General features: G+C 48.9%; 17 protein-coding genes. 4 read left to right on the top strand and 13 right to left on the bottom strand.

What is annotated here, in order from left to right; all coding sequences use genetic code 11:
* Positions 1-305: 305 nt before the first annotated feature.
* On the top strand, positions 306-617 hold the full coding sequence (locus AC4GL5_RS10285) for a hypothetical protein (RefSeq protein ID WP_490382692.1): 312 nt from the start codon (positions 306-308) through the stop codon (positions 615-617).
* A gap of 142 nt (positions 618-759) precedes the next feature.
* On the opposite strand, the gene cysN is transcribed toward AC4GL5_RS10285, so the two are convergent.
* The 5 genes from cysN to AC4GL5_RS10260 all read right to left on the bottom strand — a co-directional run bounded on the left by cysN (position 760) and on the right by AC4GL5_RS10260 (position 5694).
* Entirely contained in the window at positions 760-2181 is a 1422-nt protein-coding gene (gene cysN / locus AC4GL5_RS10280) for a sulfate adenylyltransferase subunit CysN (protein WP_490382691.1), read from the bottom strand.
* Positions 2182-2318: 137 nt separating this feature from the next.
* Positions 2319-3230, bottom strand: a complete 912-nt coding sequence (gene cysD, locus AC4GL5_RS10275) for a sulfate adenylyltransferase subunit CysD (protein WP_490382690.1) — start codon at positions 3228-3230, stop codon at positions 2319-2321.
* Positions 3231-3564: 334 nt separating this feature from the next.
* A complete protein-coding gene (locus AC4GL5_RS10270) occupies positions 3565-4362 on the bottom strand; it encodes a metallophosphoesterase (protein ID WP_490382689.1) in 798 nt (265 codons plus the stop codon).
* Positions 4363-4426: 64 nt separating this feature from the next.
* Entirely contained in the window at positions 4427-4948 is a 522-nt protein-coding gene (locus AC4GL5_RS10265; protein WP_490382688.1) for a DUF1249 domain-containing protein, read from the bottom strand.
* A gap of 113 nt (positions 4949-5061) precedes the next feature.
* Entirely contained in the window at positions 5062-5694 is a 633-nt protein-coding gene (locus tag AC4GL5_RS10260; RefSeq protein ID WP_490382687.1) for an NUDIX domain-containing protein, read from the bottom strand.
* Positions 5695-5892: 198 nt separating this feature from the next.
* Here AC4GL5_RS10260 and AC4GL5_RS10255 point away from each other — a divergent pair, with 198 nt between their 5' ends.
* The 3 genes from AC4GL5_RS10255 (at position 5893) to greB (ending at position 9301) form a co-directional block, all read left to right on the top strand.
* Positions 5893-6729, top strand: a complete 837-nt coding sequence (locus tag AC4GL5_RS10255) for a hypothetical protein (RefSeq protein WP_490382686.1) — start codon at positions 5893-5895, stop codon at positions 6727-6729.
* Positions 6730-7018: 289 nt separating this feature from the next.
* A complete protein-coding gene (locus tag AC4GL5_RS10250; protein WP_490382685.1) occupies positions 7019-8653 on the top strand; it encodes a methyl-accepting chemotaxis protein in 1635 nt (544 codons plus the stop codon).
* Positions 8654-8773: 120 nt separating this feature from the next.
* On the top strand, positions 8774-9301 hold the full coding sequence (gene greB, locus AC4GL5_RS10245; protein WP_490382684.1) for a transcription elongation factor GreB: 528 nt from the start codon (positions 8774-8776) through the stop codon (positions 9299-9301).
* 107 nt (positions 9302-9408) lie between these two features.
* On the opposite strand, the gene AC4GL5_RS10240 is transcribed toward greB, so the two are convergent.
* From AC4GL5_RS10240 to AC4GL5_RS10205, 8 genes are all read right to left on the bottom strand, one after another.
* A complete protein-coding gene (locus AC4GL5_RS10240; protein ID WP_490382683.1) occupies positions 9409-9612 on the bottom strand; it encodes a YgaP family membrane protein in 204 nt (67 codons plus the stop codon).
* 151 nt (positions 9613-9763) lie between these two features.
* Positions 9764-10771 carry a tRNA 5-methoxyuridine(34)/uridine 5-oxyacetic acid(34) synthase CmoB gene (cmoB, locus tag AC4GL5_RS10235; protein WP_490382682.1) on the bottom strand — a complete coding sequence of 336 codons (1008 nt, stop codon included), beginning with the start codon at positions 10769-10771 and terminating at the stop codon, positions 9764-9766.
* 69 nt (positions 10772-10840) lie between these two features.
* Positions 10841-11590 (bottom strand): carboxy-S-adenosyl-L-methionine synthase CmoA, encoded by a 750-nt coding sequence (gene cmoA, locus AC4GL5_RS10230; RefSeq protein ID WP_490382681.1) that lies wholly within the window; start codon positions 11588-11590, stop codon positions 10841-10843.
* Between the two features lie 16 nt (positions 11591-11606).
* Complete coding sequence (locus tag AC4GL5_RS10225) at positions 11607-12716, bottom strand: methyltransferase (protein ID WP_490382680.1); 1110 nt, start codon at positions 12714-12716, stop codon at positions 11607-11609.
* Positions 12717-12860: 144 nt separating this feature from the next.
* Positions 12861-13664: a methyltransferase domain-containing protein gene (locus AC4GL5_RS10220; RefSeq protein WP_490382679.1), complete on the bottom strand. Its 804-nt coding sequence runs from the start codon at positions 13662-13664 to the stop codon at positions 12861-12863.
* A 176-nt stretch (positions 13665-13840) separates the two neighbouring features.
* Entirely contained in the window at positions 13841-14737 is an 897-nt protein-coding gene (locus AC4GL5_RS10215) for a porin (protein ID WP_490382678.1), read from the bottom strand.
* Positions 14738-15054: 317 nt separating this feature from the next.
* Positions 15055-16833 (bottom strand): single-stranded-DNA-specific exonuclease RecJ, encoded by a 1779-nt coding sequence (recJ, locus tag AC4GL5_RS10210; protein WP_490382677.1) that lies wholly within the window; start codon positions 16831-16833, stop codon positions 15055-15057.
* Complete coding sequence (locus AC4GL5_RS10205) at positions 16830-18647, bottom strand: DUF3413 domain-containing protein (RefSeq protein WP_490382676.1); 1818 nt, start codon at positions 18645-18647, stop codon at positions 16830-16832. The genes recJ and AC4GL5_RS10205 overlap by 4 nt, the downstream gene beginning before the upstream one ends.
* Positions 18648-18675: the final 28 nt, after the last annotated feature.

Below are 18675 nucleotides of genomic sequence, written 5' to 3'. Positions count from 1 at the left end.
TCGCCATAAAAAGAACCCCCAATGTTGGGTGTCCAACTATTGGGGGTCACTTCACTTGTGAGGGCTTTTCAGTTTTTGGCTTAAGAACAAGTTCTCTTTATTAAACAGGTGCTTATATAAAGTACAATTTTCTATTCTAAGCAGGTCAAAAGAAAACAGCCGATTACTTGATACACAACAAGCAGAAGTCATAACGAAAGAATCAAAACTCTTCTAGAATGGAAGGGAACCGAAGGACGGGCACAGACTTTAAGCCGGCCCTTAGGGGCAGCAAGATCTTATGGCCTAATACGGAGATCGCAGTCATGGCAAACCAATTCTTTCCCGACTTTTCATTATTCGCGCAAGTTCTTCCTCAACCACTGCCGATGCAAAAAGTGCAGCAACATTGGCTTGATGGGATGAATAATCTCGTGAATCTCGAGCTTGAAGCAATGATGGAATACAACCATCTCTGGTTCGATTTATGGCAGGATTGCGCAACATCCGATCCGTCAGAGTGCCATCAGCACTTTATCGACCACTGGGAAGATCATCACAAACTGCTGATCAACCACCAGAAACGTCGTGAAGCCGCCATGAATGAGTGGAAAGAGCATATCGAAGAAGTGCTTTGATTCGCTGAACGTCAAAACAGCGCCCTGGGCTTGAGACTTCCCGGATCAACAGAATGCCTTAAAACAAAAACGGCCATCACTGCTCAGTGATGGCCGCTTTTTATTTCCGGTTTGATAACCGAAGAAGCGCTCGGAAGAAAGATTACTTCAGCAGTTCGCTGATATCTTTCGCTTCCCAGTGAGGGAAGTGCTTGCGGATAAGACCGTTCAGTTCCAGTTCAAAGGCACTGATTGGGCCTGCCGCAGTCTGTGCGCCAGCCTGAGCGACATCTTCAATCATACCGGCACCGACTGTCACGTTGCTCAAACGATCAACAACGATAAAGCTACCGGTAAACTTGCTGGATTTGTACGCATCAAATACCACAGGAGCGGTCAGCTCAACCGTTACCAGCGCGATACCGTTCAATGGCAGCTCACGGGCTTCGGATTTTTCCATGGTGTTCACATCGATCTGATGCTCGATATGAGTCACATAACCGCTGGTGAAGTGAGTACCAACCTTAAAGCTGTACTGTTTACCTAGTTCCAACGGCTGCTCATGCATCCACACCATGTGTGCGCTGAAGCTGTTGCTGACCTTGGCTTCACTACCGGTTTCAACCAGTACGTCACCACGGGAGATATCAATTTCATCGTTCAGGGTAACCGTAACGGCCTGACCCGGCTGCGCCTGATCCAGCTCACCATCAAAGGTGACGATGGATTTAACGGTGCTGGTTTTGCCGGAAGGCAGCGCAGTAACCGACTGGCCTTTCTTAACAAAACCGGCGGCAACGGTGCCACAGAAACCACGGAAATCCAGATTCGGGCGGTTCACGTACTGCACCGGGAATCGCATCTCCTGCAGTGCGATGTCGTGATTCACTTCCACGTTTTCCAGAATATCCATCAGCGGAGCTTCGGTGTACCAAGACATCAACTCGCTGTTATTGGTCACGTTTTCGCCTTTCAGGGCAGAAACCGGCACAAAACGGGTATCCGGCAGATCCAGATCTTTAGCAAATTCTTTATAGTCCGCCACGATCTCGTCATAACGGGCCTGAGAATAATCCACCAGATCCATTTTGTTGACGGCAACGATCACATGCTTAATACCCAGCAGAGAAGCGATAAAGCTGTGACGACGGGTCTGAGTCAGTACGCCGTGACGGGCATCGATCAGAATAATCGCCAAGGATGCGGTAGACGCACCGGTCGCCATATTACGGGTGTACTGCTCATGTCCCGGAGTATCCGCGATGATGAACTTACGCTTTTCGGTAGAGAAATAGCGGTAAGCCACATCGATAGTGATGCCCTGCTCACGCTCAGACTGCAAGCCATCAACCAGCAGTGCCAGATCGATCTCTTCACCGGTGGTGCCGCTTTTCTTGCTGTCACGGCTGATCGCTGCCAGCTGATCTTCATAGATCATTTTGGAATCATGCAGCAGACGGCCGATCAGGGTACTTTTACCATCATCAACACTGCCGCAGGTGATAAAACGCAGCAGATCTTTCTGTTCGTGTTGTTTCAGATACGCTTCAATATCTTCCGCAATCAGATCGGATTGGTGAGACATTTTGTGTCCTCATTCACTTGGGGCGGATATGGCCTGAAGCACACACCCGACCAGAATCTTGTTTCACTCAGCAAGCCGGGTAAGCCGGCAGCTCAGAACCGTGCACTTGTGCGACGGTTCTCAGACAGAGACCGTTCCTAGAAATAGCCTTCGCGCTTTTTCTCTTCCATAGAACCGGTGCCATCGTGGTCGATCACACGGCCCTGACGCTCGGAAGTGGTGGTCAGCAGCATTTCCTGAATAATGTCCGGCAGCGTTGCAGCCGTCGATTCCACCGCACCGGTCAGCGGGTAACAACCCAGCGTACGGAAACGCACAGAACGCATCTCAGGCTTCTCATCTTCCGCCAGCGGCATACGCTCATCATCAACCATGATCAGGGTGCCATCACGCTCAACCACCGGGCGCTCTGCTGAGTAGTACAGAGGCACAATCGGAATCTCTTCCAGATAGATGTACTGCCAGATATCCAGCTCGGTCCAGTTGGATAGCGGGAATACACGGATCGATTCGTCTTTATTGACCTTGCCGTTAAACAGGTTCCACAGCTCAGGACGCTGGTTTTTCGGGTCCCAGCGGTGGAATTTGTCACGGAACGAGTAAACACGCTCTTTAGCGCGGGATTTCTCTTCGTCACGACGGGCACCACCGAACGCCGCATCAAAGCGGTACTTGTTCAGCGCCTGCTTCAGGGCATCGGTTTTCATCACGTCGGTGTACTTACGACTGCCGTGATCAAACGGGTTGATATTTGCCGCGCGGCCTTCTTCGTTGGTATGAACGATCAGGTCCATACCCGCTTCTTTCGCCATCTTGTCGCGGAATTCGATCATCTCACGGAATTTCCACGTGGTATCCACATGCATCAGCGGAAACGGAGGCGTTCCCGGGTAGAAGGCTTTACGGGCCAGATGCAGCATTACCGCCGAGTCTTTACCGATTGAGTACAGCATTACCGGATTATCAAACTCAGCAGCTACTTCCCGAATAATGTGGATGCTCTCGGCTTCCAGCTGTTTCAGGTGAGTCAGGCGTTCGGGCGATATCATCGTTGTGATCCACTCCTGCTAAAGGTCATAAGCAAGCCCCGACAGGGCGGCTTTTCAAGTCAAATCTGTTATCGCAGCCGCTTTTAAAGCTTTCCATCGGCCTGTATCAGATACAAATAAGCCTATTGTGCGCGATTTTAATAAGCGTAGTTAAAACGGAATCCTTAATTACGTCAAATTATTTAAAATCATTGGCTGATAACTTTTTAATATAAGAGATTTTAAAACAGGCAAGAACCCCAGGTAAGAAAACCCCTTCGGCCAGAAGACTAACGCCAGCGCGGTAAAACAGGCAAAAGAGGGCCGAAAGGTACAAAAAGCTTTCAAACTGTACTTAATAAGCGCTCTTCAAACGCTCGGTACAGCTTTTAACCGAGCCATCATTCAGCAGCTCAAAGCAACGGTAGCCGGGCGGAGCAGGATCCAACTCAAAACCATTAATATCAGCAGTGAACTGGATACTGGTAGCCGGTGTGGTAAAGAGTGTCAGTCCGTCACGCTCAAGCTCATGTTCCTGATGTACGTGGCCACAGATTGCGGCCTTTACCTGAGCCTGCTCACATAACACCTGCCAGAGCCAGCCATTATCCCGCAGAGGAATACTGTCGATGCCAGCAACAGCCTCTGGTTCAGGCAGCTCCGAATAGAACAGCCCCTGACGTCGCGGCCCGACCAATAACGGCTGATGATGCACAGCTACCGCCTGAAAACGGGCTTTAGGATTATCCAAAGAAGCCTGCAGTGTCTGACGCTCACTATCGGCCAGTTCACCATGGGGGCTTCCGGAATTGGAGTTCAGCAATAGCCATTGCCAGTCACCAACCACAACAGAAGACTCCTGAGCCTTATACTCAGCCATCAGTTCTGGCTGATCATGGTTACCGGGAATCCACTGCCAAAGGCAGCCGGTTTGATCCATACGTTCAGCCAGCATTCGGTAAACCGCCCGACACGCCTCGGGACTATGATCCTGACAGAGATCACCTGTCAGCAGATACAGGTCCGGCTGGTCGCCACAGGCGATCTGCGCCAGCAAACGATTGAAATTACTCCAGGGATTCTGGCCTTTAAACTTCTGATGAGTATCGGCCAAAAGGTGCAGGTCGGTAAGCTGAATAACAGAAACGGACATCAAAAAAGAATCCTGAGTCGATATATAAAGTCAGGTCGCCGGAGGGAGAACCCCCTCCTACTGATTAAAATGAAAGGTTAACAGGCTCTGCGACATGACCATACCGCTGCAAATGTGCCAGCCACTCTCCCAGAAACAGATTGATCTGCAGCTTTTCATCCGGCTGACGCATCTTGTCATTGGGATAGAGATAGCGACCATCAAAGTGACGCTGCTTCTGATAGCCCACCACCTCAGCCATGCGGGCATCATGGTACAGTCGCACTGAGAGCTCCGGCTGGCTGAGCCAATGGCCCCAGCTGTCTTTCTGAAAAATACGTAACAGCGTAGTGTACTTACTACGCTCAGTGACCTTAATCACCAGCTCACCCAGATGCAGGGATTCATCACTCACCGCAAAATGCCACTGCTCAGTTTCATCCAGATCCGGCAGAAGCTTCAGCAGACGCAGATAATTAGCTTCGCACTCAGCCATCTGTCTTTTTAAGTCTACGGAATAGTTGGGTTTGGTTCGCCAGCCATTGTGCTGTTGCCAACTGCCGAAACGAGTACCGGACGCCGGCTTTTTATCGGAATTTGAATTCATAGGGAAACACTCCCGCCACAGCAGGCTGACCTTGGCTGTAAACATCACCAAAATAACGATCAGGCCTTTACACCTATGATTAATATCACTGGCTGCATCTAAATCCTGTCGATTTAAACGCGGTAAACCTGCTGCAGGCGTTGTCGGTTAAGCTGCAACCACTGCAAACCGATAATGGCCATGGCATTGTTAATGCGGCCATCCTCAAGTCCCTTAAAGGCTTCGTCAGTGTCGATCAGCTCAACGCGGATATCTTCATTTTCCTCTTCCAGGCCGTAGATTCCTTCCTGAATCTCACGACTGTCAATAATGCCCAGAAAAAGGTCGATCTGTTCATCCATACCACCAGGACTGACCCAGTATTTGTACAGATGTTCCAGGTGAAGCACTTTACAGCCAGCTTCTTCTTCGGCTTCCCGGTGAACCACATCTTCATCACTTTCACCGGGCTCTGTCATACCCGCCACCAACTCAAACTGCCAGGGGCTTTGGGCTGAATCATATATACAACCGGGGCGGAATTGCTCCAGCATCAGCAATTTATCAGCTACAGGGTCATAAAGAAGCGCACCAACAGCATTGCCACGGACAAAGACCTCACGACTCATCTCTTCTGACCAGCCGCCATCAAAGCGACGAGTTTTCAGGCGCAGCTTATCGAAACGGAAGAACCCCTGAAATACGGTATTCTGATCGATAACTTCAACCGCATCCTGCTGAAATGTTGGTACTAATTTTTGACTCATCTTCATTCCTTTCGAGCAACAGCCTTTCAGCATAGCAAGTTTCAAACAACACTCAAGAAGCCCATTCAGAGCAGCAAATCTCAGCACACCAGAAAAATTCTGCGCACTATACTGAAACAGTACAAGGGATTAAACATCCTAATCAGCAATTCGACAGCAACGGCTCTTATTGCAGGCAGCGAGATACTGGAGGCAACTATGGCCTTTGTACAGCTTAATTATCTGAACCAGCGTCCACTGGCATTCCTGGCCGGAGCAGAAGGTAATGTGCCAGCCCTTAAAGCCTGTCTGCAACAGGCGAAGCGACAAAGTGCCAATATACGTATCTTTCTGGGGAATGCCTTTGGCGCTTTTGGCCATAGTGATGAAACCCTGTTCCAACTGGAAACCCAATGCACCTGGCTGCTCAGGGGACAACATGAACGCTTGCTGCTACAACGCTTCAGCCCGCCCAACGGTACACGGCACGATAAGCCTTCAGATAGCCGATTCAATTCCCCTCAAGACAATCACATACCAGCCAACCAAAATGCCTGGCAATGGCTGCACAACGACACGCGTCTAAGGCGGGCACAAAGCAGTTTCAGCTATCACAATATGCGGCACCTGACTCAGTGGACAGATCTGATACGTATTCAGACACCAAACGGGGCACTTCTGGCCTGCCATAACTCACCGGACTATATGCTCCCAGGGGCGGTGAACCAACATAATCTCGATAAGGGGCAAATTCTGAGCTGGCTGGAACAATATCATTGTCAGGGTCTGATTATTGGCAGTGATCATCAACCCTGGATAGAGCATCTGCCGGAAGGCCGCTTTGTCGCCAGTTGTGGCGCCAGCGGTTTTGCCAGCCACCCACTTTATTCTGATGTTCACTATCTGCTGATAGAGCCCTTCAGAGACAAACTGATCCCCCGAATTGAGCGCGTTACCTATGATGCAAAAGACTGGGCTGAGCAGCTGCAAACAGAAGGAGTATCTTCTCTTCTGACCTATCCTTTACTGAAAGGATTACCGCCACCGGAGAATTAAGAGATTTTAGAGGTCAGAGCAAGTGCTGAGAGCACCACAAGCAGGGATGACTCTGAGACAGATCAATCCCCAAACAGCTGCAAAAAATACATGTAACACAATATGACGGAAACTATGCAGTTTTATTGCAAACATAAGGGTTAAAATCCACTATTAGGCAATTGAATAATAACAACAAACAAAAAGCTGAATTTTTAACAGGTTATAAGCTTTAAAGAGTCGGCTTTTACCTAATGTCCCAAATTAGAATTAGAACTATAACGACTAAGTCATAAGAGCGAGCGTTGCAATGCATAACCTCCTGGGCAATATCAAAATTAAGTACAAACTCTGGGTCATTATCGGCCTGATGGCGATGGGAACCGCTGTTCTGATCAGCGTATCCCTGATGTCACTGAAAGATAATCTGCTGGAAGACCGTAAAACCAAAACAAAACATGTGGTTGAAACCGTGCACGGTTTTCTCGATCACTATTATGGGCTGGAGAAATCCGGGCAGCTCAACCGCCAACAGGCCCAGGAAGCTGCAAAAAAGGCAATTGAAAGCCTGCGCTACGATAAAGATGAGTATTTCTGGATCAATGACATGAACGCTGTCGTTGTTATGCATCCGATCAAACCAGCACTTAATGGTAAAGATCTGACAAACCTGGAAGATGCTAACGGCAAAAAAATCTTCAGTGAATTTGTCGGTGTCGTAAAAGCCTCAGGCGAAGGTTATGTCAATTACCTGTGGCCAAAGCCGGGGCACGATGACCCACAGGCAAAAGTCTCCTACGTAAAAGGCTTCGCTCCCTGGGGCTGGATTGTGGGTAACGGTATCTACCTGAACGATATGGATGAAATCTTCTGGAAGACGCTGCTGCACTACTCCGTAACAGTGGGTATTCTGAGTTTGCTGATTGGTGGCTTGGCTCTGTTCATCATCCATATCATCACCGTTCAGATCACAACACTGAAAAACACCATGGTGGATGTAAAAGATTCCGGTGATTTGCGGGAGCGTGTGGATATCAACACCACAGATGAGCTGGGCGATATGGCCGGAGCGTTTAACCACATGATGGATAAGTTCCAGAATATTGTGAACTCTGTTGACCAATCCACACAGCAGCTTTCCCACGCTATTACTCAGATGTCAGATATCACTGAAAGCACCATTGATGGCGTCACCCGCCAGCGTTCAGAAACAGAACAAAGCGCGGCAGGTATGAACGAGATGGCAGCATCCGCTCAGCAGACGGCCCACATTGCCGATCAGGCCAACGAGACGACCCGTCAGGCCCACGAACAAACAGAAAATGGCCTGCGTATTGTGGAAGAGGCCACTGGCAGTATCAGTGAACTGGCAACTGAAGTAGAAGAAGCCAGTAACGTGATTAATGCCCTAGAAGATCATACCGCCAAAATTGAGAGTATTCTGGATGTGATTGGTGGCATCTCGGAACAAACCAACCTGTTGGCACTGAATGCTGCCATTGAAGCGGCACGAGCCGGTGAACAGGGTCGTGGCTTTGCGGTTGTTGCCGATGAAGTGCGTCAACTGGCGCAACGCTCGGCTGAATCGACACAGCAAATTCAGGAGATGATTCACGAACTGCAGAGCCGTTCCAAAATAGCTGTGGATGTGATGAATACCAGCCGAACAAAAGCCGAAACTACGGTAACCAAAGCGAATGAGGCTGGTGAAGCTTTCCGTACCATTGCAGAGTCGATGCAGCAGATCAGCTCGCTGAATGCCCAGATTATGACCGCAGCCGATGAGCAAAGTAATGTCGCCAATGAGATGAGCCAGAACCTGGTTTCAATCTCTAACGTCTCGGAAGAAACGGAACAGGGCACCAGCCTGATTCGTGAATCCGGTCGAGAGCTACAGCAGAATGCTCACAATCTTGAAACCCTGATCAAGCAGTTTAAAACCTGACCATCACGGCATCCCACTTCAAACAGCCTGTGTGTCGCTTTAAAATCGGCCACAGGCTTTTTTATTTTTGCCTCACACTCACCAACCTCTGACCAACTGAAACGGAGCCAAAGAGCCGGTATGAAAGGTCGTAATATGCAGCGCTGGCGGGATCCGGCTAAAGATCCCCGAAGAGAGAAAAAAACCAACCTGATCACTCAGGAGGGTTACGATGCACTGCAAAGTGAACGGGATTTTCTCTGGAAAGTACGCCACCCTGAACTGGCACAAAAGGTTCAGGAAGCCGCCGCACAGGGCGATCGCAGTGAAAACGCCGACTACACCTACAATAAGCAGCTGTTGAACAAAACGCTGGGCCGGATCCGGCATCTGGACAAACGGCTCGATGCGCTGACGGTTGTGGACAAAAAGCCCGATGATCTGGAGCGTATTTTCTTCTCTGCCTGGGTAGAGCTGGAAGATGATGAAGGCGAGCTGATGCGGGTGCGCATTGTCGGGCCGGATGAGGCCGACCTGAAAGAAGGCAAAATCAATATCGATTCACCTCTGGCGCGCTCGCTTCTGGGTAAAACACTGGATGATGAAATCCGGGTACAAGCTCCCGGTGGCGAACAGACTTACTACGTGCTGGCCGTGGATTACGACTGAACAGCTTAAAAAATGAGCCCCATCAACAAGCCAAAAAAAGAGCCCCGGACAGGGTCCGGGTCTCTTTTCTGTAGCTGAGCTTAAAACGCGCTCTGCGAGGCTGCAGTTTACTTAAAAGCGCAACCGGTCTTAATACCCATCATATTAAACACTTTCGCAGCCGGGCAGAAACCGGTAAATGCAGACTGAATCAGATTCGCACCGATAAAGACGGTAAACCACATAAAGTTAGCGTGCACATACTGAGTCAGCACAACACTTAGCAGTACCATAGAACCCGCAAAAACAAACATCAGACGATCAATATTCATAACACTCTCCAAAACTCATACCGGTCAGAGAGACTGACCAATTGAGGGAGATAATATTAGAAAATACTTAATCAAAGAAATACCGCTTAATTCTAAATAGAATTTAGATATAACTATTAAGAATAAGAGACCAATACTGTCTTTTCTGCTATCAATAAGGGCGCTCGGCAATAATCACGGCACGCTTCGGAGCCGGGTAGCCTTCTGCCGTTTTTGTCGGATCGTTTGGATCCAGGAAATCTTTCAGAGACTGGTAGCTCATCCATTCCGTGCTGCGCTGCTCTTCCGTTGTTGTAACCGACACATCCACCACCCGCACATTCACAAAGCCACACTTCTCCAGCCAAAGTACCAGTGCATCGGGACTTGGCAGATACCAGACATTGTTCATCATCGCGTAGCGATCTTCCGGCACCAGTACGGTTTGCGCATCACCATCCACCACCAACGTTTCCAGCACCAGCTCGCCACCGGGACGCAGCGTTTCTTTCAGCTGATACAGATGGTCGATAGGGGAGCGACGGTGATAGAGCACCCCCATAGAGAACACGGTATCAAAGTAATCCAGATTAGCCGGGACATCTTCGATCCCCACCGGCAGATGGAATACGCGATTACCATCAGCCAGCCCCATTAAACGCCGTATCAGCTGAAACTGCATGTGAAAACGCGGCGATGGATCAATACCCACCACAAAGCGCGCACCGGCACCGGCCATGCGCCAACAGTGGTAGCCACTGCCACAACCCACATCCAGCACGCTACGGTTGTGCAGGGGTGCGATAAACTCCGCCAGACGATCCCACTTCCAGTCAGAATGCCACTCGGTATCGATATAAGAGCCGTGTAGATCAAACGGGCCTTTACGCCAGGGCATCAGTTTTTTCAGCAGGTTGCGATACTTCGCCTGCTGAGGTGCGGGCAGTTTCGGTTGAGTACGCACCTGAACAGCGCTTTGCTCCAAATTAATTTCAACCTGATAGCCCTGTTCCGCCAGAGTGTCTGCCGTATCAAATTTATCCACAACCCGCTGCCAACCGGGCAGATCCGAATAACGCTTAGTATCCAACGCCTCTTCCAGCTGCTCCGGCACTTTCGCTAACCAACGGGTCAGGCCTTCTTCAGCAAATTTCTGATACAGAGGTGCATAATCCTGCATGTTGTCGCTCACTTAGATCGGGTTGGAATAGAGTTCAGGAACAGCCGGGCTGCTTGCTATGAGTGATGGCTATCGGGCTTTAATCGCTAACAGGGAAGCAAAGTTAAGATACTGAAACCACACGGTACTTTGGGCAAAGCCTGCATCACTGAAACGCTGATGATGGGTTTCGAAGCTTTCGGCCTGAAGGAAGTTTTCCAGCGCGGCCCGCTTCTGACTGATCTCCAGCTCGCTGTAACCATTGGCACGTTTAAAATCCAGATGCAGGTCAAACAGAGTGTCCTGCTGCTCTGCAGAGTCAAAACGTACCTTTTCTGACAGGATAATCACGCCACCGGGGGCCAACCCTTCATGGATCCGCTTTAACAGCGGCAGACGCTGCTCCATCGGCAGAAACTGAAAGGTAAAGTTCAGAATCACGACAGAGGCATTTTCAATCGGTGCGTCACAGATATCGGCGCATTCCAGATGCACGCTATTACGCTGAGCTTCGGAGACTTCCTGCGACAGAACTTCACGGCAGCGCTCAATCATCGCCTCAGAGTTATCCAACCCCACAATCTCAAGTCCGGGTTCTTCAATCTGATGCAATACCGACAACATGCTCGCGCCCAGAGAGCAACCCAGATCATAGATACGGGTTCCCGGCTGCCAGTAACGGCGGGCGATCACGCCGGTCATACCAATCATATTGCTGTAACCCGGCACAGATCGTTTGATCATATCCGGAAAGACCTGAACGACCTTGTCATCAAATGAAAAGGTGGCCACTTTATCCAATGGGTTAGCGAAGATCGCGTCTTTTTGCTCGTGTTTCACGTCAGGTACCTAAAGGTTAAATCCGGGCAGACCAGATGCAGAACTTACCGGTCTCAGCAATGCGCTCACAATGGCCAAAAGTAGCTTCGATAATATCAGGATACTTCAGGAACCGGTTGGCAACGATCCGCAGCTCACCACTGCGCTTAAGGTGCTTCTTAGCCTGACGGATAAAGCGGTCCGCCAGCTCGTAATCGGTTTTCTGGCCGGTATGAAATGGCGGATTGGAGATAATCAGATCAAAGCGATCGGTAATATCACTCCACATGTCAGAGGCGTAGACCTGTCCCTGCATCTCATTGGCGAGGATACTTCGACGGGTCGCTTCCAGCGCCATAGCGTTCACATCACAAAAGGTGACTTCCAGCTCAGGGTGCTGCTTTAACAGGCTCAGACCGATCACGCCGGTGCCACAGCCCATATCCAGTACACGGCGATTACGCACCTTAGAAGGCTTAATGCGCGGCATATTCTGCAGCATCAGGGCCGTGCCTTCATCCAAACGTCCGTGGCTGAACACGCCGGGCAAACTGATCAGCTTAAGATCAGACAATTCATCCGGAAACGCCTCTTTTTCCGGCAGCTGCCAGTGCAATTCCCATGGCGTGGCGTCAAAAGCCTCCGGAGTTCCGGATGCGGATTCTTCGCTCAGGTCCAGTCTCAGCAGTGTGCTTTTTTTCGCCTTGTCCGCTTTGCTCAGGCTGTAGCCGCCTTCCGGCCACTGAACCTCGGCAGCAGCCTTAACCAGCTTATCCGCTGATTTAATACCGCCGTTATTTTCACCCACCAGCCAAAAGCGACCTCCGGCCTTCAGCAGAGGTAAAACCTGAGCAATCAGGTAGCGCGCCTGCTCTTTCGCCTTCGGCATAAAGAGCAGAATGGCGTCATAACCGGTCAATAACCCGGACTCTTTGTCCTGGCCCAGATAGGCCTGAAACAACGGTAAAAACCGGCTTTCATGTTGGGAATGCTGCTGCAGTGACTGAAAGCTCCGCCAGTCATCGGTCAACAGGTGCAGTGCTGTCACCTGTTCCGTCAGCATCGGCTGAATAAAATTGCCAAAGCCATCGCCCACAGGCAGATGCGCCATCAGAACATCACCTTCAACGGCATCTTGATTACGCATTAACAGTTCTGCAGCTGGGGACAAAGCGCTCATAATTGTTTACCAAATTAGAAAAGAATCAGAAGTGTTTTCAAGCTTGTATCACAATAGCCCGCAGGCTTTTTTAAATCAGGGCTTTCTGGCCACCACATGCCTTTTTTGCGATTACATGCCCTTTCTTGCAATAACATGAATGTAGCGCCCCATTCGCCAGTAGGGCTCCTGATGACAATAACGCCATTCGAGCTCCAGCAGCTTTTCCAGATCTTCATCCGAAGGGGTTTTATCACGAAGATAGTCGGTAAACACACGAATACCCGCGACCGAGACAATCTCAAGGCCCTGTTCCTTTAATTCATCGATAACCTGTTCCGGTTTTTGCGGACTGATCGGTGTCAGACGCAAACGCTGGCCGGTACCATCCAGCGTATCCCGCAGTGCCTTATCATAGTTACCTTTCACAATATTACTGAACCGCAGGCCATCCTCATTAAAAAACATCAGTGACAACCAACCGCCGGACTGGATCTGATCCGCAATAATCGATAGCGCATCCATCGGCTGATGCAACCATTCGAGCACCGCATGGCATACCACTAATTGCGCCGGAGGCACCTGATCTGCCAACTCCTGCAAACGATAAGGATAGCTTGCCACAGGACTATCATAGGATGCGGATTGCTCCTGAAACAGCCGGTCAGCCTCAGCCCGCATATCATCAGCAGGTTCAGTAAAGGTTACCTTATGCCCCTGTCGGGCCAACCAGTCACTCATCTGCCCCAATCCACCGCCAATATCCAGCACATCAACCGGACACCCTTCAGCTATAAAAGGGATCTGCTGAAAATCACGGGACAAAAGCTCCTGACGTAACCAGCCTTTGTTGGTGCCATAAACATTATTGCGAAACTTTTCGGCTAAACCGTTAAAGATTTTATCGGTCTGGATTTTTGGGCGGGGTGCAGCCAAGTCGGTAACCTCAAAGAAAGCAAATCAGTGCCTGAATGACCAGGGAGAAAACAAGCGAGGGATACTAAAGGATTTCTAAGGAAGGTTAAAGCGCGAGGCTATCTGGTCAAATTCCAGACATAAAAAAACCAGCCCGAAGGCTGGTTTTTCGTACTGAATCTTAGCTAATCAAAAGATTAGAAAGACAGAACAGCACCCAGAGCAGTGCTCTTAGCATCGTTCAGCTTTTCGTCGTCACCAGAAACAACTTCTGCGTAAACGTACATGGACTCACCTAGGTTGTAATTAACACCTGCAGTAGTACGGTTGCCGTCTACATCATCATTGTCAAACATGGAGAAAATTGCGTATACGCTACCCATGCCATAGTTGAATGCACCGGAAGCAGAGATCACAGTATCAATGTCTTTCTGAGTTTCAAAAGCAGCACCAACGGACAGAGCATCCATTTCCATAGTAGCAGCTACACCAACTGCAGACTTATAAGTGTCAGCAGCAACAGCAACAGCAACACCTTCAGCTACACCAGCTTTAACACCAATCTGCATAGCATTGTTCAGATCATCGTCACCATCGGCACGAGAATCAGCTTTTTCAGTGCCGTTCATGTTTACAGAAGCACGAACTTCGAAACCACCGAAATCGTTAGAGTACTGAACCTGCTGGATTTCACGGTTGTTACCAGCGAATGCTGAGAACTCACCGCCTTTGTATTCTTCACCGAAGATAGCATCAGAGATCAGGTCATCAGCAACAGTGTCCATAGAACCAACACGAACAGTACCGAAACCACCTTTCACACCCAGGTAAGCCTGATCACCAGTGAATGGAGAGTTGTCGCCTTTAGTACCAGCAGCGTTAACATCCATTTCGATTTTGTAGATACCGGTCAAGCCGTTATCCAGAGCAGTTTCACCCATGATACCGAAAGTAGAACCGTTATCTGCAGCGGTGTTGTCATTTTCAACATCTACAACAACCTGGATGTTACCGTAAACAACAGGAGCAGCTTGTGCAGCTACAGAGAAGCTCATAGCACCAGCAATAGCGGTAGCAATAAGAGTCTTTTTCATTTGATAATTTCCTTTCTCTACTCAATCGCTCTGCATAAAAGCAGAAGTTTTCGGTGTGCTGACTGAACAAAAAAGAATTCAGCCAATCAATAACCGTTATTGTTTCAATCGCAGGAGTTACTTTAAACATCCTGCCGCCGCATGGCAATAGTCAGATTCGCCCTTTTTTCAATGAATTTCATTGGCTTTGATCTGCATTAATCAAGGCTAACTTATTGTTGCGGCCTTAACGTTCAGCCACCCTAGACCATGTTTTTGACAATTTGGTGACAGCCTAGAGGGAAGCAAGGCTTAAAGAGACTCACAAAACATTAGAATCAGGCTGCCAGCCTCGCATATTCGATCAGAAGCTGTATTGATCGCCTTCCTCTGAACTCATTTAGATTCATCTGAAAAGCCACTTCAATAAGATCCCCTTCAGCAAAGTCTACCTGCTGTTGAGCTGATAAGGCTCTAAACCAGATCGCTTTAAGCGAGCAGCTTTTTTCGGGATTACTCAGTAATATTTGCAGATGGCTTTGGTCCGCACCGACCGCTTTCATTTGCTCAACTAAAAAATGTCCGGAGAAGCACGGCTGCTCAAACTCTCGGCCAAAAGGCTGTAAAGTCTGCAAAATCCCCCAGGTTTCTTCTGTGACCTCTTCTGCCTGTAACGTTGCGTCTATTTTTACAACAGGTTGTAAAAATACTCCCTGCAACGCTTCGGAAACGCTCTTATTGAAGCGCCAGGAGAAATCATCAAGCCTCTTTTTGTTCAGTGTTAATCCTGCTGCACCGCGATGCCCGCCAAATTTTACTAACAAATCCTGATCTGAATCATGCACCTGCTGCAGGATATCCCGAATATGGATGCCCTCAACGCTTCTGGCTGAGCCTGAAAGATGATCCGGATTCAGCGCTGGGCACATGACCACGCAAGGTTTACCAGTCTTCTGAGTAATTCGTGAAGCAACAATACCCTGAACGCCAGCATGACCATTTTCCAGAAAAACCGAGAGCCCCTGATAATCTTTATTCAGCTGGGGCTGAATCCGATGAAACGCATCCTGAACCATCTCCTGCTCAATCGCTTTTCGATCTTCATTATCCTGATCCAGAATCGCAAGATAATGCTCTGCCTGATGATCGGTAAGCGCCAACATGTAATGCAATGCCGCATAAGGATCATCCAGCCGCCCGCGAGCATTAATTCTTGGGCCAAGCTGGAAACCCAAGGTTCCAGCATCAAAAAACTCGTTTTCTTTACGGAGCAACTTTCTAATCGCACGCCAGCAAGGCAGATCAAAACGATTGATAAGCGACAACCCGTTATATACAACAGCTCTGTTTACGGCACTGTCTCCCAATGAAACACAATCAGCTACCGTTCCAAGGGCTACATAGCTAAGCAGCCCGCCCAATTTAGGTGCTTCCATGGGTAGCCATTGCTGTCGGATCAGCTGATCACGTAGCTGCGCCATAACCAACCAGCTCACCATACAACCCGCAATGGTCGTATCGGGATAATCACAATCACTTTGTGTCGGATTAACAACCGCATAAGCAGAAGCCGGCGGTCCCTCTTCCGGCAACGCATGGTGATCAGTCACGATGACGTCGATGCCAGCTTGTTTAAGCAGAGCCAATCGGGACTCATCACTGGAACCACAATCCGCAGTGATAATCAGATCCGGCAGAACTCCCTGCTCCAGGATGCGGGCAATAAGCCCTGCACTGACGCCATAACCATCATTAATCCGGTGCCCAATCAGGCTATGAATTTTATCGGGTGACACCCGAAAAAACTCCGTCAGAGCCCGATAAAGCACCACATGAGATGTAATACCATCCACATCATAATCGGTTAAAAGGCCTATCTGTTCACCGTCAATCACCGCATGTGCCAGACGTTGAGCTGCTTTTTCACAATCTTTCAACAATGTCGGGCGCGGGATATGCTTCAAAGCAGGCTGAACGATCCCTGACAAATTAACACCCTCACTCCGAATGCGACCGGCAAGAATTCTTGCCAATAGAGGGTTCAGACCTAAACTCTCTGCTTGCCTAAGTACTTCGGGGTTGAGCTTTCTTGGCTGAAACTCAGTTCGCAGCATCATTTATAAAAACGGCCAATCTCTTTCATCACTTCACTCATCACCTTGATATCGAGTTCATCACTACCCAGAGGGTCATACTTAGGTGTGACCACTTCATATTGCCCTGAGTGATAAGTCACCGTTATTTTATCTTGCTGGATAACGCCATAGTTAGTTACAGAGCCCGCTATAACCCAATTCCGGCCTTCATGCTCAAGTAAATGGTGACCACTACTGAAATCTCTCGGAGAGTTTTCACAACCCATGGGCCCCTGGAGCATTGTCGGAACCAGATCAAAGTGACTTGTTGTTTTATCGACAGAGCCACCTTTAGGAAAGCCTTCGCCAGCAACAATCATAGGGACCTTAACCTGAGCATCAGAAAAATTACCTCCATGTCCCCAGTAATTTTTCTTCAGGTCATTAAACTCCTGCCCATGATCTGCAGTTATCACAACGAGCGTGTTTTCAAGCAGCCCCCGGGACTCCAGATCATCAAGCACACGACCAATCTGACTATCCGTAAAGTGAACCGCATTCTTATAACGGTTCAGATAGGGTTTCGGGTCAAAGTCATTATTGAGCTTAAGGTAATTAACTTCTTTCCAGGCTGGCGTAAATATTTCCGGATAACCTTCCGGAGCGCTATATGAGTGAGGGGCATCATAAAAAAGAAAACCAAAGAAGGGTTGCTCACCATGTTGCTGATTATCCAACCACTCCAGCCACTCATCAGTCAATTTAATGTCCCTGAGAGAAGATGAAGGTGCATCAGTTTCTGTTCTCAAGCCGGGCACAGAGGAAAACACCGTTTTATCAAATGCGGGACTTGTAAGCCTGGCATTGGCAAAAATACCAAGATCATAATCCTGCTTTTGCAACTCCTGAATCAGTACCGGAGGCGTTGCACTGGATTTCATAGCATCCCAATAGGTACCGGGTATACCGTAAAACAGGCTGAAAACCCCTGTCCGGGTGCCATTACCACCACTATAGTGGTTAACGAACCGGGTTCCATAGCGATCAGCAAACCGGGCCACATTCGGAGATGTCAGATCATTAGCAGTGTCATAACGCCAAGAATCAACGGCGATCAGGAGGATGTTTTTCTTCGTTTTGCTACCAACACACTGCAACGGTTTTTTCGGATAGTCCAGCAAACCGCTGCCGACTTTTAATAAGCGCGCCTTCTCAGCAGCTTCCGGGTCACTGACACCCCATTTTGCAAACTGTTTTTGCGCAGTCGTCGGAAAGTGCACAGGAAAAAAGCGCGCCTGTTTGGTGACATCAAATTTGTAAAGTGCGTCGGCATAAGCATGAATACCATGGCTCGCCAAAATCATCATAAACATTGACGGCATGACATAACGTAATCGCGGATGGCTCGGTAATCGATCAAACAGCACCTTTGCCACCAGAAACTGAATACCCACAATAGCACCCACTCCAGCCAAAGCCATCAGCTGAGAGGTGATTGAGAAGTCAAAGATCTGACCGTCCGTATCGTTAATTAACAGACTGATAACGAACCCGTTGATATGGAAACGGTACTGATCAAATACCAGGGTATCCAAAATCACTAAGGCGATGCTCAGGCTGGACAGAAGAACACCGATCGTCAGGATAAAGGGCTTCTTTGGTATCAATAACGCGATAAGCAGTAATAGAGGGAAAAACAACAGCGTCAGAAAAAAGCCATGCCCGATCCATGTCGTTGTCAGGTAGGACCATCCCAGAATACTACTAGGAAAATCCATGTAGACAGCATATCGGCTAAAAACCAGCATCAGCAGAAAGCTGGTCCAAAGGCTATACCAGCCAACCCAACGGATCATTGTCAGCCTGGATGGCTTTTTACTTTGC

It is taken from the genome of Oceanospirillum sp. (genome assembly GCF_982874595.1).
The sequence above is the reverse complement of the archived record's forward strand: the minus strand, read 5'-3'. Positions and strand labels throughout refer to the sequence as shown.

Coding starts and splice junctions, on each gene's coding strand:
- cysN (WP_490382691.1), bottom strand. CDS start 2,181: ATGTCTCACCAATCCGATCTGATTGCGGAAGATATTGAAGCGTATCTG.
- AC4GL5_RS10205 (WP_490382676.1), bottom strand. CDS start 18,647: ATGATCCGTTGGGTTGGCTGGTATAGCCTTTGGACCAGCTTTCTGCTG.
- AC4GL5_RS10215 (WP_490382678.1), bottom strand. CDS start 14,737: ATGAAAAAGACTCTTATTGCTACCGCTATTGCTGGTGCTATGAGCTTC.
- AC4GL5_RS10270 (WP_490382689.1), bottom strand. CDS start 4,362: ATGTCCGTTTCTGTTATTCAGCTTACCGACCTGCACCTTTTGGCCGAT.
- AC4GL5_RS10225 (WP_490382680.1), bottom strand. CDS start 12,716: ATGCGTAATCAAGATGCCGTTGAAGGTGATGTTCTGATGGCGCATCTG.
- AC4GL5_RS10240 (WP_490382683.1), bottom strand. CDS start 9,612: ATGAATATTGATCGTCTGATGTTTGTTTTTGCGGGTTCTATGGTACTG.
- AC4GL5_RS10255 (WP_490382686.1), top strand. CDS start 5,893: ATGGCCTTTGTACAGCTTAATTATCTGAACCAGCGTCCACTGGCATTC.
- recJ (WP_490382677.1), bottom strand. CDS start 16,833: ATGATGCTGCGAACTGAGTTTCAGCCAAGAAAGCTCAACCCCGAAGTA.
- AC4GL5_RS10260 (WP_490382687.1), bottom strand. CDS start 5,694: ATGAGTCAAAAATTAGTACCAACATTTCAGCAGGATGCGGTTGAAGTT.
- AC4GL5_RS10250 (WP_490382685.1), top strand. CDS start 7,019: ATGCATAACCTCCTGGGCAATATCAAAATTAAGTACAAACTCTGGGTC.
- cysD (WP_490382690.1), bottom strand. CDS start 3,230: ATGATATCGCCCGAACGCCTGACTCACCTGAAACAGCTGGAAGCCGAG.
- greB (WP_490382684.1), top strand. CDS start 8,774: ATGAAAGGTCGTAATATGCAGCGCTGGCGGGATCCGGCTAAAGATCCC.
- AC4GL5_RS10285 (WP_490382692.1), top strand. CDS start 306: ATGGCAAACCAATTCTTTCCCGACTTTTCATTATTCGCGCAAGTTCTT.
- cmoB (WP_490382682.1), bottom strand. CDS start 10,771: ATGCAGGATTATGCACCTCTGTATCAGAAATTTGCTGAAGAAGGCCTG.
- AC4GL5_RS10265 (WP_490382688.1), bottom strand. CDS start 4,948: ATGAATTCAAATTCCGATAAAAAGCCGGCGTCCGGTACTCGTTTCGGC.